Origin of the sequence: Methanolobus vulcani (assembly GCF_900100715.1) — an archaeon.
Taxonomy (GTDB): domain Archaea; phylum Halobacteriota; class Methanosarcinia; order Methanosarcinales; family Methanosarcinaceae; genus Methanolobus; species Methanolobus vulcani.
Window position 1 is genome coordinate 128,906 of the sequence record NZ_FNCA01000001.1, and the last position, 26,257, is coordinate 155,162.

Genomic DNA, 26,257 nt, shown 5'->3' on the forward strand with positions numbered 1-26,257 from the left:
CAGAAACATATAAGGCAGATACTAGCAATTAACGCAGATAATTTACATTTCAGAGGTTTCATATGACTGAATCGACGGAAAAAATGACAGGCGCCCGAGCCCTCATCGAGTGCCTGTACAGGGAAGGCGTAGATACCATCTTCGGATATCCGGGTGGTGTACTACTCCCTATATATGACGAACTTTATGATGCGGACATCCGTCACATACTTGTCCGCCACGAACAGGCTGCTGCCCACGCAGCAGAAGGGTATGCAAGAGCAACAGGGAAGACCGGAGTATGTATCGCAACTTCCGGACCTGGTGCAACAAATCTTGTTACAGGAATTGCAAACGCATACATGGACTCCATACCTATGGTGGTTTTCACCGGACAGGTACCAAGCAGTCTTTTAGGCAACGATGCATTCCAGGAAGCAAATATCACAGGCATTACAATGCCTATCACAAAGCACAATTACCTTGTACAGGATGCAAATGAACTTCCAAAGGTCATCAAGGAAGCATTCCACATAGCATCTACAGGCAGACAAGGACCTGTACTAATTGACCTACCTAAAGACATAACTGTACAGGAGATCGATTTCTATTACCCTGACAAAGTAGACCTAAGGGGCTACAAACCAACATACCAGGGTAACCTGCAACAGGTAAAAAGAGCAGCTTCTGCAATAAAAGAATCAAAGAACCCTGTGATCTATGCAGGTGGTGGCGTCATAAGTTCCAATGCAAGTAAAGAACTTCTTGATCTTGCAGAGAAAATAAAGGCACCTGTGACAACAACCCTTACAGGCATGGGCGGATTCCCCGTAGAACATGAGCTTTTCCTTGGAATGCCAGGAATGCACGGTGCAAAGTATGCAAACTACGCTATACAGGAATCCGACCTTCTTATTGCAGTAGGTGCAAGGTTTGATGACAGAGTAACCGGTAAACTCAAAGCTTTTGCATCTAACGCAAAGATCATTCACATAGACATTGACCCTGCAGAGATCTCAAAGAATGTCAAGGTAGATATTCCAATTGTAGGAGATGCAAAGTGGATCCTTCAGAAACTGCTGAAATACACAGAATCTGCACAGTCAGAGAAATGGCTTGACAGGATAGCACACTGGAAAAAAGTCCATCCACTTCATTACGTTGAACCTGCAACTGGTGATGGGATCAAACCTCAGTATATCATCGAGCAGATAACCGAAGCATGCAAGGATGCAATAATAGTTACTGAAGTCGGACAGCACCAGATGTGGGCTGCACAGTACTTCAGGTTCAGCGAACCAAGGACATTTATCACATCAGGCGGACTTGGAACAATGGGATACGGATTCCCTGCGTCCATCGGTGCAAAAATAGCAAGACCTGACAAGGTTGTCTTTGACATCGCAGGTGACGGTTCATTCCAGATGAACTCCCAGGAACTTGCAACAGCAGTTCAGGAGAACGTACCTGTAATTGTTGCAGTTTTTAATAATGGGTATCTTGGAATGGTAAGACAATGGCAGGAACTTTTCCACAACAGGAGATATTCCGCAACCTGTATCCAGAACAGTGTTGACTTTGTTAAACTTGCTGAGGCATACGGTGCACTTGGACTCAGAGCCACAAAGCGTAGTGAAGTACGCCCTGTAATAGAAGAGGCTATTGCATCAGGCAGGCCAACAGTCATTGACTTTGTTGTTGAAGAGGAGGAGAACGTATCCCCAATGGTACCGGCAGGTGCTGCTATCAACGAAATACTTGACCTGGAGAGGAAAGAATGAGACACACACTTGCAGTTCTGGTCGAGAACAAATACGGAGTACTTTCAAGAGTCTCAGGCATGTTCTCCAGAAGAGGTTATAACATTGACAGTCTTACAGTAGGAGTCACCGATGACCCTACAATTTCCCGTATGACCATTGTTGTCATGGGAGATGATGAAGTACTGGAACAGGTCACAAAGCAGCTTAACAAGCTCATTGATGTGATCAGGGTCACAGACCTTAAATCTGAAGAATCTGTTGAAAGGGAACTGGCTTTAATAAAGGTTAACTCAGATGTAACAAACCGTTCCGAGATCATGCAGATAGCAGACATTTTCCGTGCACGCATCATCGATGTTGCTTCAAAATCCATGATCATTGAAGTAACAGGTGACGACGGAAAGATCACTGCCATTGAGCAGTTACTCAAGCCATTTGGAATAAAGGAAATGGTGAGGACCGGAAAGGTTGCACTTAGAAGGGGACAGAAGAGTTCTTAATTATTCAAACACTTATAGGTGTTTTAATTATAAATAATAAATTTTGATTAGAGGTACATACAATGGCACAAATGTATTATGATAACGATGCAGACCTTAACTTGCTTAAAGGTAAAAAGATCGCTGTAATGGGTTACGGAAGTCAGGGACATGCACAGGCACAGAATCTGCATGACTCAGGTCTTGATGTAACAGTCGGTCTTAGAAAGGGAAGCAGACGCTGGAAGCAGGCAGAAGAAGACGGCCTTAAGGTCATGACCGTTGCTGAAGCAGCAAAGATGGCAGACGTCATCCAGATTCTCCTCCCTGACGAAACACAGGCACAGGTCTACTACAATGAGATCGAGCCAGGACTTGAAGCAGGTAATGCAATCGTATTCTCACATGGATTCAACATCCACTACAACCAGATCGTCCCACAGAAGGACATCGATGTCTACATGGTAGCTCCAAAGAGCCCAGGACACCTTGTCAGAAGGACATACGTTGATGGTGCTGGAGTTCCAGGTCTTGTAGCAGTCTATCAGGACGCAACCGGCAAGGCAATGGAATTGGCACTTGCACACGCAAAGGGTGTAGGATGTACCCGTGCAGGAGTCTACAAGACATCTTTCCGCGAGGAAACCGAGACTGACCTCTTCGGTGAGCAGGTAGACCTCTGTGGTGGTGTTGCATCACTTATCAAGACCTCCTTTGAAGTACTTGTTGAAGCAGGTTACCAGCCAGAAATGGCATACTTTGAGACATGCCACGAGCTTAAGCTAATTGTTGACCTTATCCACGAAGGTGGCCTTGATAAGATGTGGTACTCAGTATCCAACACCGCAGAATACGGCGGAATGACTGTTGGTCCAAAAGTTATCAACGAGCTTTCCAGAGAAGCTATGTACGAAGCTCTTGACAGGATCCAGAACGGAGAATTCGCCCGTGAGTTCGTACTTGAAGGCAAGGCAAACAGGCCAGTCCTCACCGCAATGGAAAGACAGGATAGAGAACACCCACTGGAAGTCATCGGTAAAGAGATCAGATCCAAGATGCCATGGCTTAACAGTGAGCTTAACGAAAAGTAGGCCTATTGGTCTACACAACCTTTTTTTATTTTTTACTACAATATTCTTACAATAATTTCCTTTTAACCGGAGGTATAGATGTGCATAAAGTAATTGAAACGATCCTTTCAAGAAGAAGTATCAGAACATATACAGAAGAATCAGTGGATGACAAAGATATCATAACCATACTGGAGGCAGCAAGATGGGCTCCATCCGGCCTTAATAATCAGCCATGGAAATTCATAGTAATCAAAGATAAAGTAACTATGGAAGAACTTGCTGGCTGCACCCATTATTCAAAAATAGTCCAGAATGCACCCTTACTAATAGCAGTCTACCTTGACACCGAAACGATGTATAACAAAACAAAAGACATACAGGCCATCGGTGCAGCCATACAAAACATGCTGCTTGCCTGCTGCGACCTGGGACTTGGTGCAGTATGGCTGGGAGAGATCCTGAACCAGTCAGATAAAGTTAACTTGATTCTTAATTGTCCTGATTCTATGGAACTTATGGCAGTACTTGCAATTGGCAAACCTGCTGAAGGTGGCAAAAGTCCATCCCGCAAGGAACTTCAAGACATGGTTTTCAGTGAAAGATACGGAAATAAATTCTGAGTATATACTAAGAATTAGAAGATCTGACATAAAAAAGGGAGGCTGAGACGAATTGTGATAAATTGGAGGTATATTGGAGGTAGTAGATCGGCTTGACCCATTTTTGTTGTAGTAGACATGATCAGGAAAATAGGTCTACAATTCGCCTCTAAATCCTAAAAGGGATTTTATCATATATAAGGCTTTTTCAAATTTGACACTAAATCAAGAAAAACTGATTTAACAATAATTCAACTACGATTGATTAACTATTATATACTATTACCTACCAGGACATTTCCTATTAGCACAAAACTCCATAGCATCCTGTTTTTGCTCTTTTACACGAAGTATATGCCACCCACAGTGCTCACACAATCTATCAAGAATAGTAAGTCTACCTGATTTAGGCACAGATTGCGTGTGCCCGCATCTGTTGGTGCAACCAAGAAAACGGGAATCCTTTGTAACTATAAGGAACATCGAACCGTCACAAACAGGGCACGGACCTACAATCTCAGGAGGGAAACATTTCTTTTCCATATCACATGTGAAACAAGGACCTATTCCCACGGCCCAATTATACTTGTTGCCTACCTTCATAACCGCAACACCACCCTTTTCACACTGTTGTGAGCGCAGAACAGTAAGCGCACCTGCCTTTGGCAGAGGATAAGTATTCTTGCATTCAGGATAACCAGTACAACCTACAAAGCGTCCTTTTTCAGTTTTGATCATGTGCAGCATTCTTCCGCATTCCGGACAGGTGCCAACGAAGTTCTTCTTATCCGTAGCAACTTGCTCATCCACAATCGTACCTGCCATTCTGGCAGCAATAGCATCTTTACTGGATGTCAGTTGAGAATACATCTGCTTGATTAGCATTGTACCTTCAGAAAGAGCAGCATCAAGGGATTTATTCCCATCCTCCACATCCTGTATCAGAGATTCGATGCGAGCCCTTATCTCAGGTTGTACCAGAATTGGCACCGTAGCATCCAAAGTATCCATAAGAGTAAAACCAGTATCCAGAATGGAAATGGTCTTCCCCTTGGTTTCAAAATATCCTCTCTTTTTATTGGTTTCTATATGACTTGGCGCTGTGGCCTTAGTACCAATACCATGCTTATCCATAAGAGTGAGAAGTTCAGCTTCAGTTAGTCTTTTTGGAGGAGTGGTTTCTGATTTGGTATTCTTTAATTCCTTGACATCGACCTCATCCTTTTCCTCAATTAAAGGCAGCAGTTTATCATTCTTTGTCTCAAAAGGATAGACGTCAAGCCAGCCCGGATTTGTCAGAATCGAACCTGTTACATCAAATATCTCGCCACCAACGAGGATTTCCAACCGGGTTTTCTCAAACAGGGCAGGTTCCATGAGATTTGCAAGAAAATGCCTCACAACAAGATCATAAACTTTCCATGCATTGGGCATTCGGACACTCTTTTCTATATCATCCTTTGATGCTGCCTTTATTGGGTGAATAGGTGGGTGGTCATGCCCATCTTTGGTTCCGTTCCTGCAGTTGATATCACCTGATGAAAGGATTATAAGAGCATATTTCTGGTAGATACCTGATGAAAATCCTATCAATTTGGATTTAAAATCAAAATCATCCGCATACTTATTAGTCTCGGTCCTCGGATAACTCGTAAATCCTGAAAGATAAAGCTGCTCTGCTGTTTCCAGCGCTTCCTCGGGACTAACACCAAGGAATTTAGAAGCACGTTTGAGGAACTCAGTTGTATTCAAAGGATAAGGTGGATTAGTGCGAGCCTCTTTTACGCTTTTCTTATCCACAAGACCGACCTTACAGTCCTTGATGCGAGCAAATATCTCATCGGCCTTTTCTTTTTCATGAATGTTTCCGGCCCTGTGCACACCGGTGAAATCCGCACCTTTTGAATTAAAAAGTGCTTCTATTTTCCAGAAATCCTTTGGCTTGAAGTTTTTGATCAGTTTCTCTCTCTCATAAACAAAACCACAAGTAGGAGTCTGGCACGGACCTATTGAGATAACACCTTTGGTGCGAGCCCTCTCCCTTATGGACAATGTCATGAAGCGGGTAAAAGCTGCACCCATTTTAAGATCAAGAATCTGTCTGGCTTCTGCTGACATTGCCATATTGTAATCAGGTTCAACAAGATTGGAAAATGCTTTTTTGATCTCACTTGAAGATAGTGAGGAAAAACGTGCCCTTTTTACTGGCAGGGAAGCCACCCTTTCAGCAATTTCCTTGGCTTCAAAACCAATATTCTCCCCTTCCCTGTCAAAGTCACATGCAAGGACAACTTCTTCAGCACCGCTCGCAAGAAGGGAAATTGCAGCTGCATAAGGTTTTTTAGTAACATTCTTCACAGGAGGAGTATCCAGGAGGACTGCAGGGTCGCATTCACGCCAGTTATTGAACTGTTCCGGGAAATCATAACCCATTATATGACCGGCAAGTCCCATTATTCTCCATTCTTTGCCGTTCATCTTAAAGTCATAAACAGGAATGCTTTCCACCGAAGCCCTGTTAAAGTGCCCTCCACTGAGAATACTTGCTATCTGGGAAGCTGCTTTGTTCTTTTCCGTGAATACGACTATAGACATGCTGCAACCCTATGTTCTGATGATAGATAAAAATTGAGCTTGCAGGGTGAAAGTAATTCGCTAATAATTGCTTGATTAATGCCACTAACCAACTGTAGACAATTGAAGCTGAGTATTCCAAATATTAAATAAGTCCTGTGAAACATATATATGTCCCTACAATGTATCTGCACCTAAAAGACACTGCATGCAGGAGATACAATGACACTAATGGAAGATGCTAAAAAAGGCAAGATAACACCACAGATGGAAGCCGTTGCCAGAGACGAGGGCATTGACGCGAAGACCATCTGTTCATGTGTTGCCAACGGGACCATAAGTATCCCGAACAACCCTGTAAGGGACTGCAGGGTCGTAGGTATAGGAAAATACCTCAGTACTAAGGTAAATGCTAATATCGGGACTTCCAGAGATTACATCAATATCGATGAGGAAGTAGAGAAGGCAAAAACCGCAGAAACCTTTGGTGCAGATGCACTCATGGACCTTTCAACCGGCGGAGACCTTGACATTATCAGAAAAAAGATAATGGATGCAGTGAACATCCCCATTGGCTCCGTGCCGATCTATCAGGCAGCAGCTTCGCAGAAGGCTGTTGTAGATATGACATCCGATGACATGTTCAACGCAGTACGCAAACATGCTAAAGATGGTATTGATTTTGTTACAATTCATGCAGCTGTAAACCAAGATGCCCTGAAGAGAATAAAAAACGCAGACAGGATAACTGATATTGTCAGCCGTGGTGGCTCATTTACCCTTGCATGGATGCTGCATAACGGAGAGGATAATCCATTCTACGCAGAATACGATTACCTCATGGAAATTGCCTACGAATACGATATGGCAATCAGCCTCGGAGATGGCATGAGACCGGGATGTATTCATGATGCATCTGACGGACCTTCATTTATGGAATTCATAACCCTTGGAGAGCTTGTCAAGAGAACAAGGGATGCAAACATCCAGTGTTTCGTGGAAGGTCCGGGACATGTACCTATTGATGAGGTTGAACTTAGTGTAAAGGGGATGAAGAATCTCTGCCACAATGCACCACTCTACCTTCTTGGTCCGCTTGTCACAGACATTGCACCGGGATATGACCACATAACCGGAGCCATAGGCGGAACATTTGCAGGCATGTGTGGAACAGATTTCCTGTGTATGACAACACCTGCAGAACACCTTGCACTGCCAACAAATGATGATATCCGTGAAGGAACCATAGTTACAAAGATTGCTGCCCATGCTGCCGACCTTACAAAAGAAGGACAGAGAGAGCGTGCAAGGGCGATTGATAATAAAATGGCACATGCCCGTAAGAACCTTGACTGGGATACACAATTTGAGCTTGCCATCGATGGTGAGAAGGCAAAGAAGATAAGAGACAGCAGGAACACCGGAAGTGAAGCCTGTTCCATGTGCGGCGATCTCTGTGCCATGAAGATTGTAAGCAAGGCACTCGAAGAAGAGAAGAACAAGTGACATTCCGTCACGTCTTCTTTAAATATAACGTTTATAATCATTCAGGCTTATTCTAATCTATGAAATTAACAGTACTCATAGATAACAACACTCTGATAGACCGTTATTTTCTGGGTGAACCGGGTGTTTCCTATTTAATTGAAGCCGACGATAAGAAAATACTCTTTGACACCGGATATTCTGACGCATTTATCAGAAATGCCCAAAAACTGAATATTAATCTTCTGGATATTGACCACATAGTTCTCTCCCATGCGCATCTGGACCATACATGGGGACTTGACCCTCTTATCAAACTGTACACCGAAGCGCAGATAGAATACCTGGATCATTCGCAGCCGGACCTGATTGCACACCCATTGATATTCAATAGCAGAACATATTGCGGATTGCAGGAAATTGGCACTCTTCTTTCTGCAGATAAGGTCTCACGTATTTTCAAATTGAAACTCAGCAGCGAACCATTGTGGATTACGGAGAATGTCGTGTTCCTTGGCGAAATTCCCCGGAAATTTGCTTTTGAGCATGATCCACTTGAAAGCAGAATCATCATTGATGGAAAAGAACATGAAGATGAATTACTGGATGACACCGCACTTGCCATAAAAACAAAACAGGGTCTTGTTATCATTACAGGGTGTTCCCATTCGGGTATCTGCAATATAATTGAATACGCAAAGAAAGTCTGCAACGAAGAGAAAATTGTAGATATTATCGGAGGGTTCCACTTACTTAATCCTCCTGAGATAAAGATGAAACAAACTATGGATTACTTCCACAGACTAAATGCTACAGAAGTGCATGCCTGTCACTGTACAGACCTTAGATCGAAGATCAAACTGTCAGAAGTATGTAATCTGAAAGAAGTAGGCTGTGGTCTTCAACTTGAATACAGGTAAATAAAAAAGGACTTGAAAGTCCTTTTAGCTTTATTGATATTATTTTTACTACTGCTTCTTAAAGCATATAAACCAGTCAAGACAATACTTTCCTTCTTCTTTCGATTCAACCCTTTCCTTTGCAGTTCCGCATGAACCCGGTGGCGGAATGATCACATCATCACCTGGCTGCCAGTTGGCAGGTGTGGCAACACCCTCTGCATCGGATTTCTGCATTGCAAGCAAGAGTCTTTTGATCTCGTCTATATTCCTTCCGTTGGACAATGGATAATAAACAATGGCTCTGATCTTTGCTTTCGGATCGATCATGAAAACTGCCCTGACAGCCTGGGTATCAGAAGCATTTGGCTGTACCATACCAAATTTTTTGGCAACTTCCATTTTAAGATCGGCTATTACCGGGAAGGTGACCTCAACATCCTTCATTCCCTTGTACTCTATCTTTTCCTTGATGGTACGCAGCCAGGCAATATGAGCATAAATACTATCAATTGAAAGACCAAGAAGCTCAGCGTTCAGTTTTTTGAAATCTTCCTGCATGCTTGAAAAGGTCATGAACTCTGTGGTGCAGACCGGTGTAAAGTCAGCAGGATGACTGAAAAATATAACCCACTTACCTTTATAGTCTTTTGGGAAATTGATCTCACCTGCTGTCGTTACAGCTGTAAAAGACGGTGCTGTGTCGCCTATAAGAGGCATATTAAAACCGCCTGTATCTGAAATATGTTTCTCACTCACACTTGATTTTAATTTTTTCATGCTGGTATCAAGATATTCATTGATATCTTTTACCTGTTTGTCGAATTCCTTTTCCAGCTCCAGATCTTTAATGTTTCTGGAAATGTAATCCTTCATATCCTTGAACTGCTCTTCAAGATGCTTTTTCATGTCTTTTTTCTCATCCATACATTTCACCTTTTAAGAAGTGTACTCTTTAAGAGTATTAACTAAAGGACAGAATAAAAACAATAAATCTGCCCGCACTCCAATAAATATTAAGGATTTCAAGAATAAGAAGTTGATTGTTCCAATAGTAATATTGAGACAGTTCTGTACAAAATAGGATATTGTTCAACAAAATATAAATACTGACTTATACAAATAGAAAATGAACATAACCGGAAAAGTACAGGCTTTAATACATCATTTTACGAAAAATGACTGACAGAAATAATAAGGGCACAAATACATCCTCAACCCCTGATTGTGGCCATGATGACTTCAAAAACCTTGTTGATGAATTGCCCCTTGGATTACTTTCGTGTGATACGAAAGGGAATATTACTTCTGTAAATGATTTTCTTTTAGATATTCTGGGTTCCCCTTCGGCTGAAGCTACTAAGAAGATAAACATACTAACTTACCAGCCGCTTGTGAACTCTGGCATATCTGCAATTATAGAGGAAGCAATCAATACAGGTAAAAACACTTCTATAGTAACGCCTTACAATTCAATGTGGGATAAAGAGCTCTTTTTAAGATTCAGAGCGTTTCCACGAAAAGATTCAGATGGGAATGTTTACGGATGTCATGCCATTGTTGAAGACATGACAACTGAAAAAGATACATCTTCAGAGATAGAATACAACAGACGTAAAGACAAACTTATATCAAAAATTTCCAGTCGTTTTATCAACAGTAACTTCCGAAGTATTGACCAGGACATTAAAATTACACTTCAGGAACTTGCAGAATTTGTAGTCTGTGACCGGATTACATTATTTAGTAATGATGAGAACACTGATTACATCATAAAAGAATATGAATGGCATATTGATGGACTATATCCTAAAATATCCATGAATGAGAAAATAGATACGAAGAAAATCGACTTCAAGCATCTTAAGAAACTGAAAATATTAAGTATCTCTGACGTCAGTGAGATTTCAGATGAAGAAAAGGATCTCCAGAAATTTTTGCAGCGCTTGAATGTTAAATCAATAGCAATAATACCTCTTTCTCGAAATGGAAAACTTAAAGGGTTTATAACAGTTGATTCAGAACATGTTGTTAGAAAGTGGAATGATAAACAACTTTATGTACTGAGAATAGCAGGTGGCATGATTGCCAATATCCTTGAACGTAAGGAAACTGAGGATCTTTTGCTTGAAAGAGAAAAGGAATATGAAGACATTATAAGTTCCCTGAAATCAATTATATGGAAAGCAAAATTTGATCCGCAGGGAAATGTACTTGAAACGTATGTATCCAAGTCCCTTGATGATGTAATGGGATTTACTGAAGGAACTGTGGGACATAACTGGAATACTTATTTTGAACACATTCATGAAAAAGACCTACCTGAAGTCCATAAAAAACTTAAACATGGTTTTGAAAATCCAGGTATACCCATATCAGCAGATTATAGAGTAATATCGGACAATGGAAAAGTTGTATGGATGAATAGTCTCGGTTCAGCCCAACTCCTTGAAGATGGTAATTACCTGATGTCAGGAACAACAACAAACGTGACAGATCGAAAGCTTGCTGAGAACAAGGTGGTTGAGAACGAAGAAAAACTGAGGTTGCTCATAGAACATTCACCGGCAGCGTTACTCATGTTGGATAGCAATATGCGGCATATAGCTGTGACTCAGAAATGGCTTGATGAGTCTCACCTTACCGGCCAGGATATCATTGGTCGATCACATTATGAAACACACCTCAATGTAAGGGAAGATATTAAAGAAGCACATCAGCGTGCCCTGAAAGGAGAAACTGTACATAAAGATGAAGATGCCATAGAACTTCCGGATGGAACTATAGTTTGGTCTCGTTGGGAAGTTAGACCATGGAAAGAAGCCGATGGATCAATTGGTGGAATTATTATCTTCGCGGAAAATATTACAGAACGCAAGGAAGCAGAAGAGAAAATAAAACGCAATGAGGAAAAATACAGAGAACTCTTTGAACAGTCAAATGACGCAATTCTGTTATTGAGATATGGCGGGATTATCCAGGAATTGAATAGTAAAGCCCTTGAGATCTTTGAGTGTACTGAAGAAGAGCTTCAAGGAATGAGCATTATAGAACTTGTTCCTCCTGAAATGAAAGAAAAAGCCGTAGAATATCTTAAATTGTTCCGTAAAGGTGAACTTAACAGATTTACCTTTAAAGCGATCACTTTCAAGAAAAATATATTGGATGTGGAAGTCAATGCTAAAATATTAGAGGGGCAGGACAACATATCCCAGTTAGTCATCAAGGATATTACTGCACGGAAAAAAGCACTTGAAAAATTAAAACGCAATGAAGAAAAATACAGGGCACTTTTTGAGCAGTCAAATGATGCTATTTTCCTGAACCGCACTGATGGCACAATAATTGATGTAAACGAGAAAGCCTGTGAGATGTTCGGATACACAAAGAAAGAATTTAAGAAAATGAATGTAGCTGATCTTCATTCTCCTAATCATATTGATCCTGGAAAATTGGGAATTAAAAATTTCAAAGAAACTGGTGTCGCTTCCTTATATACCCAATACCAAAAAGCTAATGGTGAAATATTTGATGCAGAGGTCAATGCAAAAATCATAGAAGGTGAAGAAGATCTTGCCCAGGGTATCGTCAAGGATATCAGCGAACGCAAAAAGGCAGAAGAAGAGATAATACGAAGCGAGATGAAATACAGAGCTCTTTTTGAAAAATCTAATGATGCAGTTTTAATTCATGATCTGACAGGAAAAGTTCTTGATGTAAATGATAAAGCCTGTGAGATGTTCGGATATGCTAAAGAAGAACTAATGAAGATTAATATTATCGATCTTATAGTCCCGGATGATGCAGAAAAATCCATCGAGTCGATGTTTAAAATAAAAGAAAATAAAACATGGCGTAATGAAACGCGAATGTTCAGATCAGATGGAAGTATAATTCACCTTGATGTCAATGGTTCGCTTATAGAGGCACAACAAAATATCATACAGGCAGTAGGTAGGGACATTACAGACAGGATCAAGGCAGAAGAAGATATGGTACGGGCAAAGATCGAGGCTGAGACTGCAAGTCGTGCTAAAAGTGACTTCCTTGCCACCATGAGCCATGAACTTCGTACGCCTCTTAATTCTATAATAGGATTTTCTGACATTATGCTGGACGGACTGACAGGAGATCTTGGAGATAAGCAGGAACACTACGTACAACATATTTCTCAGAGTGGACATCATCTTCTGAGTCTGATAAATGATATTCTGGACATATCCAAGATAGAAGCAGGAAAGATGGAACTATATATGGATATGGTAGATATTGCAAAGGCCGTCAGCGAGATCGTAACAATAACAGAAAGTCTTGCATCTCGCAAGAACATAACTGTAGATGTCCAAATTCCGGATGAGATACCACTTATTACTGTCGACAGATCCAAACTGAAACAGATAATGTACAATCTCCTTGGAAACGCTATCAAGTTCACAGACAATGATGGAAATGTGCACATAGAGGTCACTAATAACGATGAATATATGACCATGTCTATTACTGACACTGGAATAGGTATTTCACAGGATGACCAGAATAAACTTTTCAAACCATTCAGCCAGATAGATACTTCAATTTCAAGAAGATATGAAGGCACAGGCCTTGGGCTTGCACTTGTAAAAGAACTCATTGAGCTGCATGGTGGAAGGATATGGGTTGAAAGTGAACAAGGAAAAGGAAGTACTTTCTCCTTTGAGCTTCCGATCAAACCAGATAAATCCATCATTCTTCAAAATCAGAACTAGTCTTTTTTCCTAAGGTCTAAAAGATAGGGCATCATTAAAGATTAAGAGCCATCTTTTCAGAATTAGTTTGAAGGTTCACTGTTGTAAACCATCCAATGTAAACCACTTATCGTAAACCTCTATATTCAATCAAAATATATTAATTCTCAAAATATGTGTGAAAGGGAAGTGACCCTGGCAAGCCAGGGCAACTATGGAAGGGGATGTGGTGAGTTTGAAGGAGGTAGTTAGATGGATTTCAAATGACCCACATCCGCAAATACGCCAGAGTAATTATCCTCTGACAATTTGTGGTTTTATAGAAACTAGTATATATATGTATCGAGAAAATATAAATACTCCATGTATATTTTGCTATTGTGTAACAAAATAGATAAACATATTGTAAACCACTATATAAATGATACTCGAATAATGCAAAAAACAAATCAGATTTCAGGTTAACAATAAGGTTACGCACTTTATGAATAAAATATAGTATGACATCAATACCACCATAAATCTTATTAATCTGCGAAAAGGATTTTAGCCATATAGGGAGAACAAAAAGATGGACAATATTGCATTTCTTGTGTATTCATTCAGTACTTTATTTGCAATAGTCAGTCCTGTTGGTGGAGTCATCACATTTGTTTCGTTAACAAGTGATATGACACTAGAAGAAAAAAATATACTTGCAACAAAATCAGTCACTCTTGCATGCATTATTGCCTTATTTTTCGCAGTTACTGGAAAAATTATACTCAATTTCTTTGGAGTCAGCATAGACTCACTGAGGGTAGCTGGTGGAATACTTCTTTTTGTTGTAGCTTTCGACATGATACTGGCAAAAGTTTCCCGTGAGAGTATCACAGAAAAAGAGATAGATAAATCAATGGACCGTAGTGACATATGGATATTCCCCATTGCACTTCCGCTTTTAACCGGACCAGGAACAATAACAACTATAATAGTTCTTATGGGAAGTGCTCTTTCAATATTTCAAAATGCAATCGTTATGGTTGCGATCACACTCACCTTTGCAATCACATGGATATTGTTCCACTTCTCCAGAAGGATATACAAATTGCTCGGATACACCGGAATGCTGGTATTTACAAGACTAATGGGACTCTTACTGGCAGCCATGGCAGTTAATTTTGTAGCAATCGGTATCTGGAATATTTACATGTCATTCCAATGATCCGTCTGCAATGAAAGATTAACAATCACAATCATTTTATGCCATTATCTCATAATTCTATTAGAGTGTGGGATAGGATTGACAAACGATAAGAATATCCAATGTAAATCCAAAGGTGACGAACACAGAGTTTCATTAGAAGAGATCCTGAAGAGACTCGGTGCAACAACCGAAGGTTTGTCTACAGAAGAAGCAAACCGCAGGATCGACCTTTGTGGAAGAAACGTTTTCGAGGAAACAGGAAAACAAAGCCTGTTAGTCAGATACTTCAAGCAATACAAGAATTTCTTTTCACTACTACTGTTATTCGGCTCAATTTTATCATTCATAGCCGAATGGCTGGACCCCGGACAGGGTAATATTTTCATTGCCATAGCACTGCTTGGAGTAGTTATCCTGAATGGTACTTTCACATTTATTCAGGAATATCAGGCCGAAAGGATAATGGCGAGTTTCAAGAACCTGATACCACCAAAAACAAAGGTATTAAGAGATGGAGAAATAACTGAGATACTTGCCACGGATATTGTTGTTGGAGACATCATTTTTCTTGAGGAAGGAGACAAAGTACCGGCCGACGGCAGACTCATCGAAGAGAATTCCCTGAAAGTAGATAACTCACCAATAACAGGAGAAGCCGAACCACAACTAAGATCACTTGACTGCACGCACCCGAATATACTCGAATGCAGGAACATGGTCTTCTCAGGAACCCTTGTCCAGACTGGTAATGGTAAAGCTATCATATTTGGCACCGGTTCGGACACACAGATAGGAAAGCTTGCAGCTTTAACCGAACAAACAACATCTGTTGATACACCTATACGCAGAGAGCTTAATGACTTCATCAAGATTATTTCAGCAATTGCTATTTTCCTTGGAATATCCTTCTTTATTGTCGGATTTCTTATACAGGACACATTCCTTGCAAACCTCATCTTTGCCATAGGCATCATCGTTGCAAACGTACCTGAAGGACTGCTTCCAACAGTCACACTTGCACTGAGCCTTGCTTCAAAAAGAATGGCAAAAAGAAACGCCCTTATCAAACAACTGGAATCCGTTGAAACTTTAGGTTCCACAACAGTCATATGTACCGATAAGACAGGCACACTGACCCAGAATAAAATGGCGATCCATTCAGTTTACACCGGCTCTGGAATGCTTGATGTTGAAAACAAATCAAAGCCACCTGAGATGCTTCTGAGAGTTGCCACTATATGTAACAATTCAAGGCTTACTGAAGAAAATCCAGGATACAAAGGAGATCCGACAGAAGGTTCACTTCTGGTATATGCCAGTGAATTCACTGATATTGAAAAATTAAAAGATGATTACCCAAGAGCTTCGGAATATCCATTTGATTCTAAAAAGCAGAGAATGCAGGTTATCTGTAAGACACCTGAAGGAGCTATGGAAGCATACATGAAAGGAGCTCCGGAAGTTATCCTGGATATGTGCACTCATACTCTTGTTAATGGAAAAGAAGAAACACTTGATGATAAGGGGAAAAAGGATCTTGCAGCCGAACATCTTGAAATGGCAAAAAGAGGAGAAAGAGTTCTTTCATTTGCTTACAGGAAAGCTGACAGCGTTAAAGAATATGAAGATGGATTCGTATTTCTGGGATTTGCAGGTGCTGTGGACCCACCAAGACCTGAAGCAAGTGAAGCGATCAGGAAATGTCATCTTGCAGGCATTAAAGTAGTTATGATAACAGGAGACCATCCTGTAACTGCCCGCTCTATCGCTGCAACTGTTGGACTTACCAGTGACCATGAAGAACCTGTACTGATAACCGGTGCGGAACTTGAAGAACTCTCAACAGAAGAACTATCACAAAGATTAAAAGCACCAAGCATTGTATTTGCACGAACTTCTCCGGTGCAAAAACTCAAGATCGTGCAGGCTTTTCAGGAAGCTGGAGAGATCGTTACAATGACAGGAGACGGTGTCAATGATGCACCTGCCATGAAAAATGCCGATATGGGTGTTGCAATGGGAAGCGGAACCGATGTTGCAAGAGAGGCAGCAGACATGGTCCTCTTAGACGATAACTTTGCAACCATAGTCAATGCAATAGAAGAGGGAAGGACCGTCTTTGACAATATCAAGAAGTTCATAGCCTACATCCTAACAAGCAACGTTCCTGAAATATTACCGTTCATAGCATTTGTTTTGCTGGCACTTCCATTGCCAATGAATGTACAGCTGATCCTTGCCATCGATCTTGGTACGGATATTCTTCCGGCTCTGTCACTTGCTGTTGAAAAAGGCGAAGGTGACATCATGAACCGCCCGCCACGTTCAAAGGATGAAAAACTTCTGACACCCCAGGTATTGCTAACTTCATACGGTATCAAGGGACCAATAGAAGCAGCTGCAGGATTTGCATGTTACTTTGCCGTGCTCTTTGACGGCGGATGGAAATGGGGACAGAGCCTGCCATTTACAGACACTCTTTACATGCAGGCTATCACCGCTTTCTTTGCAGCCGTGATCATCTGCCAGATAGCGAATGTGTTCACGTCACGAACAAGAAGGCAGTCAGTTTTAACAAAGGGGTTCTTCAGTAACAAAATGGTACTTGTGGGAATTGCAAGTGAGCTCATCATTCTCTCATTCATAATATTCAACCCACTTGTGAATTTGATATTTAATACTGCCGTTATCTCCATGAAGTATATACTCATTGCAGTACCCTTTGCAATACTATTGCTCACTGTGGATGAACTAAGGAAGTATGGCATAAGGAAAGAATCCGCATTTATAACTCGTTTCCTCAAATGGTAATTGTAAGCAATTTTTCATTTCAAACTTATACTTACAATTACATTGCCTTTTTTCTGAAGATAACCTCGGTATGCGGGTAGGCTATTTCAACATCTTCAGCATCATTTATCCTGTCAAAGATCTCCTTTGTTATCTTTGAGGAATATTCATGTAACTGCCTTGCTGGTGAAAAATACTTTACCTGCACATCTATGCCGCTTGCCTGGAAATCAACCCTCACTTTCGGAACTCCCGGACTGGTACTGATCGTCCCGGCAAGAAATTTTCTTGCAGAAAGATCTGCTATCTCTATTGCACGGTCAAGATTGCTTTCATAAGTAACATTCACGATAACACTATGCAATACAAAATCATTATTATAAGTGTAGTTAATGATGTTCTTCTCAAACAGCATCCAGTTAGGGACCATAATAATTCTGCCTGAATTCTCTTCATCAGTTATCAGGCCTCCGATCTCCATGACATGCACATGAGTCAGGTTGAAGTCAACGACATCGCCTTTTACATCGCCTATGATAATCCTGTCACCTATATCAAAAGGTCTTTTTGTAACCACCATAATCCAGGCAGCAACACCTGTTATCGGTTGCTGGAGAGCAAAGCCAATGGCTGCTGAGAGCAAACCAAGGAAAACACCAAAGCTTGACCATGCGCCTGAAGAGGAAAGAATCGCTAATATAATAACAAGCAATGACAGAGTATATCTGGACAGCTGACCGAATATTCTGATATTAGAGCGTTGTTTTTTGGTCTTTGCTTTTTTCATCAAATTGGTCCTAATAATAGTGAAAAAAACATTGATAAACAAAAGAAAGAAAAGAACTATCAAAACATTTATTCCGGCACTTACCCAGAGATTGACATTATCTAAAAAATTCTGCAGCACTGCCATTCAATCACTCTTCCTTAAAACAGATCTATATGAATCCCATTTATTCCCATTTTAGTCCTATACTTATACTATCCTTCTGGATGATATTATTTTTCCAGTTCATTCATTATTTTAACTGGCCAGGAGCTCATTCGACCCTTACTACAATACCTCTGAGAAGTCTTCCCAGAATATCAGAACCTGTGATTATCATCTTTTCCGGATCATCCCTGTTCCAGTAGAGTATCAGATCGTCATCAATAACATCATCCTCGTCATTTACCGGATAGACTTTCAGACGGTGGAGAATGCTTCCAAGTTTTTCTCCCGGGTCACTGACGACTATTGGATGATGACAGTATTTGTAAGGATTGAAATTGTCCTTTTTGTAAATAGCATCCCTTAAAAATGATCCGGAGTCTACTGCCATTACAGGATCACCTGTTTCATCCAGTATTATGACCCATTTCTTTGAACTGGAAGCCATTTTTTCAAGTAGAATGGTAAATTCTGGATTATCATTATCAGGAAAGACCACAAGACCGTTGAAAGTAGGCATGGATATGATACTCAAGGGGTCTACCACAGAACCTTCCTGCTTAATGTAAAGGTCATCTATTGACAGGAAATTAAGAGCTCCAAGACCTTCAAGGTGATCGATCTCACTGCTTTCTGAAACTATATGTTTTTTAAGCATTATACCAAGAGACCGTTCTTTGAAATATTCAAGTTTTTCTTTTCCAAGCCACATGTCAAGCATTATAGCTGAGGGCTTTGCTACCGGATACAAAAGAATCATGTAAAATTTCACAAGAGGAGAAAGTCTGGCTCCCAGACGCAGAGAATTTCTTGTAAAATATGCCTGCGGAGCTATTTCTCCGAACAATGTTATGAATATTGTAGAAAAAGCAAAAGCTGAAGTTCCTGTAAGCACAGAGTCCGTAAGCAGTGTCAAAAGTACATTTATTCCTACATTGCCCCATAACAGAGTTGAAAGTAATAGGTGTGAATTGTGCCTTAGAGTAAGTACTTTCCTGGCGTTCTCATTTTTAGCCTCTGCTTCTATCTCAAGACGAAGACGGCTGAGCCCGAACATTCCGATGGTCAGACCGGAAAAGATACCGGACTGGACCAGACATAGAAATATCAAAAACCATGTAATTAGTTCGTTCATGTTTTATTCCGCTGACGCAGTTTCAAAAGTATCGTTAATGATAATGGTTTCAAGATTCATAAAAAGCTTTTCTGACATTCTTAACTTTAAGAATGTATTCAGGCAACTTAAATTGAACTCACAGTTTTCTCAATTCCTCGACCAGTGTTTCATATCTTCTGTCGAGTTCAGGAATCTTTTGCTGCAGAGAGCCAATATTAACAGAATTTCCGGATTGGACTTCTGCCTCAATATCAGCAACATATTTGCTCAGTGACATCCCCCCGACACTTGCTGTAGCTCCCTTGAAAGCGTGAGCCTTTTCAACTATATCTTCTGATTGGGCAATAATTGAATTTTTCAGATTATCCAGTTGACGAGGGGCATTATTTAAGAAAATGGAAATAACACGCCTTGCAAGCTGAAGATCATCCATCACATTTTCCATTAATAATCTATCATCAAAAACAGTTCCAGAATTTGCTGTTTTTGCAGAAAAAGCTCCATCTAACTGCAACTCAGGCTGTTTTTTTATCAACCAGTAATCAAGTGTATGAATAAGTGACTGGATCTTTATTGGCTTTGATATGTAATCGTCCATACCATTCTCAAGACAACGATTTTGGTCATCTTTCATTGCATGGGCGGTCATAGCAATAATAGTTGTATGTTCTCCACCGGATTCCTGCATCTTTCTTATTTTTCTTGTTGCCTCAAATCCATCCATAACAGGCATCTGTACATCCATTAACACCAGGTCATATTTCTTCTTTTTAAGGGCTTCAATCGCTTCTTTTCCATTATCTGCAACTTCTACATCCAGTCCAATTTTGTGCAACATACTTTGTGCAACATGCTGGTTTACCACATTATCCTCTACAAGAAGTATGCTTGCGTTGATATCGCCCAGTTTCCCGGAGGAAAGACCAGTCTCGCATGGCATTGATTCCTGTGACTCCTGATCATTACTGAAAATTGAGCACAATTTATCATAAAGTTCAGAAGCCTTGACAGGTTTTGTAATATATGCATCAAAAGTATCTTTGAATTCTATCCATGAATCCGTACGCCTTCCCAGAGAACTCAGAATTATCAATGACAGGTCACTGAGCTTCTCTTCGGATTTAATGATCTTGCCAAGAGACAGACCCTCCATATCAGGCATTTGCATGTCCAGCAATGCTAACTGGAAAGGTTCATTTTCGTGACAGGCCTTTAAAAGTGCAAGAAGAGCTGCAGGCCCATCTATTGCTTCCTCTGCATTCATTCCCCATGAAGTCAGTAATTTTACGAGATACTCGCGATTTGTGTTATTGTCATCAACTACAAGAACACGGCTGTTCTTCATATTGTTACAGATATTTTGCATTTTCTTTACGTTTGAATGTTTAGTGAACGGAATTCTGAACCAGAATTCTGAACCTTTGTCCTGCCCACTTTTTACACCAATATTCCCATCCATTAGTTCAACAAGCTCTTTTGAGATGGCAAGTCCAAGACCTGTTCCGCCATAATTTCTAGTCGTGGAAGTATCCACCTGACTGAATTTTCTAAATAGAACACCTGTCTTATCTTTAGATATACCGATACCAGTGTCCTTTACAGAGAAAAGCAGTGTTGTCGTTAGTTCCTTCTCTGACACAAGAGATACATTGATAACAACTTCCCCTTCATGCGTGAATTTGATGGCATTTCCACCAAGGTTTATAAGGATCTGTTTCAGTCTGAAAGGATCTGCAACAATATTGGTTGGTACGTCAGAGTCAGCTGCACATATAAATTCAAGTTCTTTGTCATGAGCTTTTACAGCTAAAAGGGAAGCAACTTCCTCTAGCACATCATTCAGGTCAATAGGTAGTACCTCAAGTTCCAGCTTTCTGGCTTCTATCTTTGAAATATCAAGAATATCATTGATAAGTTCAAGCAGAGCATCACCACTTTTCTGAACTGTATCAACATAATGCTTTTGTTCTTCATCCAGATCAGTACTAAGAAGAAGTGTCGTCATTCCGATCACACCATTCATAGGTGTGCGTATCTCATGTGACATATTAGCAAGGAACTCGCTTTTCGCCCTTGTAGCCCCTTCGGCCTGAATAAGAGCTAAGTCCAGTTCTTTGTTTTTCAGTTTCAGTTCTTCATTATATTCCTGCATCTTTTTATCGGCTATCTTGAGTTCTGTTATATCAATTCGGGAAATGACCACTTTACGTGGGAAAGAAGCTGCTCCTTCAAATGGACGTACTTTACTCACAAACCATTGTTCCTGCTCTACAAAAGGACATTTGAACTCAAGTTCGAAGTATTCTTTCCTGCCTTCCATTACATCTGCAATTCCCTCTATCAAACCCGCTGCGAGATTATTTGCTTCAATATTCGAATCCTTGAAAGATCTAAGGAAATTGCTACCTTCACTGAATATTTCAGATGCAGGAGTATTCTCAATAGCAAAATCTTTCCATGACTTGTTTGTTTTGATAATAATACCGGTTTCATCAAGCACACAGATGTTAACATCAAGGGAGTCAAGAGTTGACTGATTAAGTTTGTTCAGATCCTTGATCTTTTGCTCTGCTTTCCAGCTATTGGTTATGTTGCGACCAACACCCAGCAGACCAATGATGTTTCCAGAAGAACTATAAAGAGGGGCTTTAATCAGATCCAGAAAAGCCTCTGTTCCGTCTGGATATTCAGCCCATATTTCATCATGTCGGATCTTTCCTTTTTGTATGGTAAGTTCATCCTTCTTTGAAAAAAAATCAGCTTTTTGCTTACTAAATATATCGTATGAAGTAAGGCTAATTATTTCTTCTCTGCTCTTACCTGTAAACTTTGAGAACTCCGGATTACATCCCAGATATTTACCCTCAATATCTTTAAAGAAGATCATATCAGGAATTGAATCAAGAAGACCTTTCAGCAGGATACGTTCTTTTTTCAGTTTCTCTTCTGTAAGTTTACGTTCGGTAATATCACGAACTGCAGCCACACGAATGTATGTTCCATTGTGCATTATGCTATGAGCTTCGATCTCTATAGGAAAAACAGTTCCATCTTTTTTTATGGCACGTACCTCATACGGTTTGGTAGTATCATTAGCCATGTTCTGATATACAATTTCCAGATCATCTGGATGGACCAGCAGCTTCAGAACATTATTGCCCAGAACTTCTTCCAGGTCATATCCTGTCACTCTTGAAACTGCATTATTGGCTTCCAGTGCTATCCCGTTATCATGAATTACTATTCCTTCAAAAGTTGTGTCTGCAAGCAAACGGTATTTGATATGGCTTCTGGTAAGTTCTTCCTGAATATTAGTGCGTTCTGTGATATCAGAAATAATCACACATAATAGGTCTTTTCCTTCTATATTCACCGGAATGGCATAGATTTCCACATCACGAATTTCGCCATTTGCAAGTTTGTTCCTGGAAATAAAGCGGTTTTGTGTTTCGTTCTTTGCCATTTCAATTGAAGAAATTATGTCCTGTTCAGGAAGAATGACTATATCAATTATCTTTTTAGCAATGAACTCATCATGCGTCCAACCATAAAAATTGCAAGCAGCACTGTTTACATCTATTATAGATGCTGTTTCCGGATCAAACAAAGCCATTGCTGCATGATTATTATCAAATAATGATCTGTAACCTTTATCAATTTTAGTTTCCGTATTCATTGAACCTGCCTGAAATGTCGAGGACTAGACCTCATATATACTATAAATATAATAGAGCTTATAATAATATATAATTGTTAACTTCAAAAAAATATGACAGTTAGCAATCATGGATTTCAGATATTTTCATATATAATCGAAACTCTATTTAGAAAAGAAGATAATTAAGGGAGACGGGAATGATGCTGGAAAGCAAATGTATAATTATCGCAGGAGAAGAAGCCGGACCCAAGTCCAATAAGATGGGGGGCATATGGAATGTCATTGATGCTGAAGCTAAAAGTCTTGCAAGTCTGATAGCAAAAGGAGTTATCGATGAAGTGCCTGCTCCGACCATAGTTGTTGCAGGACCGTACTACGGTCACAGCGGCTCAGACTGGAACAAAGGACTGAATCGTATCACGGATATGAGCGAATTTGAAGAGCTTGAACCAGAAGGTCCTATTTTCGAAGCCATCGAGAACCTGAAGATCAAAGGTATTGAAGTTTTTCCCGGTGTTGAGATAGTCCATGATGTGAAGATAATCTACCTGATGTTCAAGACAAATGATTTTTGCCGTGTCAGTGTGGAATACAAAGGAGAGGAAACATGCCTGGCAAATGCTGTAAAAGGAGAAGCATTTGATTTGATAGGCCTAGATTCTATGACCTATGAGAGTATGGGCAATGGTATGGAATACAGCCATTATGTCAATCTATCCTATGCCATCTCAGAATTTGTAAAAGAGCTGGTAACGTCAAGGGATACAAGCTCTGAAGAATACCATGACAAAGCGATTTCCGAGTTCGCAGCATCTCTGATGCCAGCGGTTCACGTTTCACTTCACTGTCACGAGTTCGGTGTATTCTATGCACTTGCAAGACTTAAGAAACTGGGAATCAGTGTAAAAAGCGTTGCAACATACCATGCAACACTTCCGGGAAGATCTTCAGGACATAAATCCATACAGAAGATAAGAGAAAATGATAGTTCCTGGGATAGCGGTGTGCCGGTCAACTTCGCAAAGCTGGAATCGTTATCAGGATTTGCGGATGTTGTCACTGCTGTTGGAGATTCCACACGTAAGGAAATAAAACTCTTCTATGGAATTGATTCTATTGTTGTTCGAAATGGAATTGACAACGATGAGGAAGAAGATATTGAATGGGAGAAGAAAACAGAGTGCAGGGATAGAATACAAAACTTCCTTTCGGATAAATTATATGCAGTTTACAATGGTAAGGTAATACCTCCTGAAAGGATCATACCCATTTTTTCAATATCACGTATCGAGATCGAGAACAAAGGTTACCCCGACCTGCTGGATTCACTTGTACTACTTGACAGAATGGTCAAGGTCGAGATCGATGCAGGACATCTCGATGATAAATACCGTGTTATCTGCTTTATAATAGCAGCCCACGGACCAAAAACCAATCCACCTGAGAATTTCCCTATAAACCTCCCGGAAGAAGTGTTGGTGGGTGAAGAAATACGCCTCCAGCAGATGATCAAAGCCAGAGGTCTGGAATGTTCGAAACTTACTGACGGTAGCAGACATGTCTCAGCAGTCCTTTACCCGCAGTGGATATCTGACCATGACGGCGGACTTAATATGAGATCCGATGAGCTCATGGCAGGCTGTATTGCAGGGGTATTCCCTTCAAAATACGAACCATTCCTGCTTACGGGACTTGAAGCAGGAAAAGAAGCAACCCCAAGTATCGTTAGTAAGATATGCGGATTTAGTGATGCTCTCAAGACCCTCAAAAGACTTGTTATGGGAATGGGAGGTGTCATTGTTGTTGACAACATCAATATCCCGTATCTGGAATCAATTGCAGACTACGCGCTTGCAATGGATTATTTCATTGACACATTCACCGATGATAAGGTTAAGTATAACCTTCTTTGCCAGGAAGCAAATCTCCTTGCAAAGGACATGAACTGGGAAGAACCAATAAAGACGTATTATGAACTTTTAACCGGAACAAGAATGGAGTGAAACATGTCCGAGATACGCAAACACTATTTCCTTGATGAATATTGTATAATAGCATCCGGAAGAGCCAAAAGGCCATCCGCACCAAAAGCCTGTGGAGAGGACATGAAAGCAGGTAGTTGTGTATTTTGCGGCGGTCATGAAGATAAGACCCCTCCTGCACAGGCCGTTTACAAAGACGGGGAAATACTGAAAGATACTGATGAAGCACTGATCAGGGACTGGCAGGTCAGGTGTATACCAAACCTCTATCCTGCACTATCCCCTGATGCCGAGGAAGTTCAGAATTCCGGCTTTGAGGCAAAAAAAGGGTATGGATATCATGAAGTAATAATAGAAAGTCCGTCCCATGAAAATAAAATAAACCTTTTTTCAGATGAAGAAGTCCTGCTTCTTATGAAAGCCTACAGGGACAGGGTTATGCATTACCAGTCTCAGGAAGGTGTTGAGTATGTATCACTCTTTAAGAACTGGGGAAAAAAGGCGGGTGCTTCCCTGGAACACACCCACTCCCAGCTCATTGCGGTTCCTTTGATGCCACCATCTCTTGTTAAAGAAAAAAAGGCTATTTCTGAGATGAACAATTGTCCTTATTGCCGCATCATTGAGAAAGAGAAAGGAAAAGAAAGACAGGTCTACGAGAATGATGATTTCATTCTCATTGCACCATACTTTTCCAGGAACCAGTACGAAATGTGGATGCTTCCAAAAAAGCACGTGAACCACATCTCCGCTTTCACTGATGAGATGCTCATGTCTCTTGGAGACTGCATACGAACCGCTGTCAAATTGCTTGACAGAACGATACCGGAGCTGGCATACAATTACATGTTCTTCCAGATAGACCATGACCTTAGCTATCATTTCAATGTGAGGATTGTACCAATCACTTCAATTGCAGCGGGATTTGAAAAGAACACGGACATATACATTAATACTATCCCGCCAGAAATAGCTGTAGAGCATTTGCTGAATCCTGAATAAGGAATCTGCATTAAGA

The 26,257-nt window shown here is 40.5% G+C and carries 16 protein-coding genes; 11 read left to right on the plus strand and 5 right to left on the minus strand.

Annotated elements, in window-relative coordinates; genetic code table 11:
• Positions 1-62 precede the first annotated feature (62 nt).
• The 4 genes from BLP52_RS00640 to BLP52_RS00655 all read left to right on the plus strand — a co-directional run bounded on the left by BLP52_RS00640 (position 63) and on the right by BLP52_RS00655 (position 3,914).
• Positions 63-1,760: an acetolactate synthase large subunit gene (locus BLP52_RS00640; RefSeq protein WP_091707798.1), complete on the plus strand. Its 1,698-nt coding sequence runs from the start codon at positions 63-65 to the stop codon at positions 1,758-1,760.
• Complete coding sequence (ilvN, locus tag BLP52_RS00645; protein WP_091707800.1) at positions 1,757-2,242, plus strand: acetolactate synthase small subunit; 486 nt, start codon at positions 1,757-1,759, stop codon at positions 2,240-2,242. Before BLP52_RS00640 ends, ilvN begins: the two co-directional genes overlap by 4 nt.
• 62 nt (positions 2,243-2,304) lie before the next feature.
• Positions 2,305-3,312: a ketol-acid reductoisomerase gene (gene ilvC, locus BLP52_RS00650; RefSeq protein WP_091707801.1), complete on the plus strand. Its 1,008-nt coding sequence runs from the start codon at positions 2,305-2,307 to the stop codon at positions 3,310-3,312.
• Positions 3,313-3,392: 80 nt separating this feature from the next.
• Positions 3,393-3,914: a nitroreductase family protein gene (locus tag BLP52_RS00655; protein WP_091707803.1), complete on the plus strand. Its 522-nt coding sequence runs from the start codon at positions 3,393-3,395 to the stop codon at positions 3,912-3,914.
• A gap of 261 nt (positions 3,915-4,175) precedes the next feature.
• Here BLP52_RS00655 and BLP52_RS00660 read toward each other — a convergent pair whose 3' ends face one another.
• Positions 4,176-6,488 carry a DNA topoisomerase I gene (locus tag BLP52_RS00660; RefSeq protein ID WP_091707805.1) on the minus strand — a complete coding sequence of 771 codons (2,313 nt, stop codon included), beginning with the start codon at positions 6,486-6,488 and terminating at the stop codon, positions 4,176-4,178.
• A 201-nt stretch (positions 6,489-6,689) separates the two neighbouring features.
• On the opposite strand from BLP52_RS00660, the gene thiC reads away from it, so the two are divergent.
• Positions 6,690-7,973, plus strand: a complete 1,284-nt coding sequence (gene thiC / locus BLP52_RS00665) for a phosphomethylpyrimidine synthase ThiC (protein ID WP_091707806.1) — start codon at positions 6,690-6,692, stop codon at positions 7,971-7,973.
• Between the two features lie 59 nt (positions 7,974-8,032).
• Positions 8,033-8,872, plus strand: coding sequence for an MBL fold metallo-hydrolase (locus BLP52_RS00670; protein ID WP_091707809.1), 840 nt, complete (start codon positions 8,033-8,035; stop codon positions 8,870-8,872).
• A 48-nt stretch (positions 8,873-8,920) separates the two neighbouring features.
• On the opposite strand, the gene BLP52_RS00675 is transcribed toward BLP52_RS00670, so the two are convergent.
• Positions 8,921-9,571: a peroxiredoxin gene (locus BLP52_RS00675; RefSeq protein ID WP_091708365.1), complete on the minus strand. Its 651-nt coding sequence runs from the start codon at positions 9,569-9,571 to the stop codon at positions 8,921-8,923.
• Between the two features lie 458 nt (positions 9,572-10,029).
• Between BLP52_RS00675 and BLP52_RS00680 the strand changes: the two genes are divergently transcribed.
• From BLP52_RS00680 to BLP52_RS00690, 3 genes are all read left to right on the plus strand, one after another.
• A complete protein-coding gene (locus tag BLP52_RS00680; RefSeq protein WP_091707811.1) occupies positions 10,030-13,596 on the plus strand; it encodes a PAS domain S-box protein in 3,567 nt (1,188 codons plus the stop codon).
• Between the two features lie 550 nt (positions 13,597-14,146).
• Positions 14,147-14,779, plus strand: coding sequence for a MarC family protein (locus tag BLP52_RS00685; RefSeq protein ID WP_091707812.1), 633 nt, complete (start codon positions 14,147-14,149; stop codon positions 14,777-14,779).
• A 78-nt stretch (positions 14,780-14,857) separates the two neighbouring features.
• Entirely contained in the window at positions 14,858-17,572 is a 2,715-nt protein-coding gene (locus BLP52_RS00690) for a cation-translocating P-type ATPase (RefSeq protein WP_091707815.1), read from the plus strand.
• A gap of 37 nt (positions 17,573-17,609) precedes the next feature.
• On the opposite strand, the gene BLP52_RS00695 is transcribed toward BLP52_RS00690, so the two are convergent.
• The 3 genes from BLP52_RS00695 to BLP52_RS00705 form a co-directional block, all read right to left on the minus strand.
• Positions 17,610-18,464 carry a mechanosensitive ion channel family protein gene (locus tag BLP52_RS00695; protein ID WP_091707817.1) on the minus strand — a complete coding sequence of 285 codons (855 nt, stop codon included), beginning with the start codon at positions 18,462-18,464 and terminating at the stop codon, positions 17,610-17,612.
• 127 nt (positions 18,465-18,591) lie between these two features.
• Positions 18,592-19,617, minus strand: coding sequence for a DUF21 domain-containing protein (locus tag BLP52_RS00700; protein ID WP_091707818.1), 1,026 nt, complete (start codon positions 19,615-19,617; stop codon positions 18,592-18,594).
• A gap of 118 nt (positions 19,618-19,735) precedes the next feature.
• Complete coding sequence (locus BLP52_RS00705; protein WP_091707820.1) at positions 19,736-23,275, minus strand: PAS domain-containing hybrid sensor histidine kinase/response regulator; 3,540 nt, start codon at positions 23,273-23,275, stop codon at positions 19,736-19,738.
• A 182-nt stretch (positions 23,276-23,457) separates the two neighbouring features.
• Between BLP52_RS00705 and BLP52_RS00710 the strand changes: the two genes are divergently transcribed.
• Positions 23,458-25,260 carry a glycosyltransferase gene (locus tag BLP52_RS00710; protein ID WP_091708367.1) on the plus strand — a complete coding sequence of 601 codons (1,803 nt, stop codon included), beginning with the start codon at positions 23,458-23,460 and terminating at the stop codon, positions 25,258-25,260.
• Between the two features lie 3 nt (positions 25,261-25,263).
• Entirely contained in the window at positions 25,264-26,241 is a 978-nt protein-coding gene (locus BLP52_RS00715; RefSeq protein ID WP_091707821.1) for a galactose-1-phosphate uridylyltransferase, read from the plus strand.
• Positions 26,242-26,257 lie beyond the last annotated feature (16 nt).

Bases quoted from the DNA above. Each gene is read 5' to 3' on its own strand.
- BLP52_RS00640 (WP_091707798.1), top strand. From the start codon at position 63: ATGACTGAATCGACGGAAAAAATGACAGGCGCCCGAGCCCTCATCGAG.
- ilvN (WP_091707800.1), top strand. From the start codon at position 1,757: ATGAGACACACACTTGCAGTTCTGGTCGAGAACAAATACGGAGTACTT.
- ilvC (WP_091707801.1), top strand. From the start codon at position 2,305: ATGGCACAAATGTATTATGATAACGATGCAGACCTTAACTTGCTTAAA.
- BLP52_RS00660 (WP_091707805.1), bottom strand. From the start codon at position 6,488: ATGTCTATAGTCGTATTCACGGAAAAGAACAAAGCAGCTTCCCAGATA.
- thiC (WP_091707806.1), top strand. From the start codon at position 6,690: ATGACACTAATGGAAGATGCTAAAAAAGGCAAGATAACACCACAGATG.
- BLP52_RS00670 (WP_091707809.1), top strand. From the start codon at position 8,033: ATGAAATTAACAGTACTCATAGATAACAACACTCTGATAGACCGTTAT.
- BLP52_RS00675 (WP_091708365.1), bottom strand. From the start codon at position 9,571: ATGCCTCTTATAGGCGACACAGCACCGTCTTTTACAGCTGTAACGACA.
- BLP52_RS00680 (WP_091707811.1), top strand. From the start codon at position 10,030: ATGACTGACAGAAATAATAAGGGCACAAATACATCCTCAACCCCTGAT.
- BLP52_RS00685 (WP_091707812.1), top strand. From the start codon at position 14,147: ATGGACAATATTGCATTTCTTGTGTATTCATTCAGTACTTTATTTGCA.
- BLP52_RS00695 (WP_091707817.1), bottom strand. From the start codon at position 18,464: ATGGCAGTGCTGCAGAATTTTTTAGATAATGTCAATCTCTGGGTAAGT.
- BLP52_RS00700 (WP_091707818.1), bottom strand. From the start codon at position 19,617: ATGAACGAACTAATTACATGGTTTTTGATATTTCTATGTCTGGTCCAG.
- BLP52_RS00705 (WP_091707820.1), bottom strand. From the start codon at position 23,275: ATGAATACGGAAACTAAAATTGATAAAGGTTACAGATCATTATTTGAT.
- BLP52_RS00710 (WP_091708367.1), top strand. From the start codon at position 23,458: ATGCTGGAAAGCAAATGTATAATTATCGCAGGAGAAGAAGCCGGACCC.
- BLP52_RS00715 (WP_091707821.1), top strand. From the start codon at position 25,264: ATGTCCGAGATACGCAAACACTATTTCCTTGATGAATATTGTATAATA.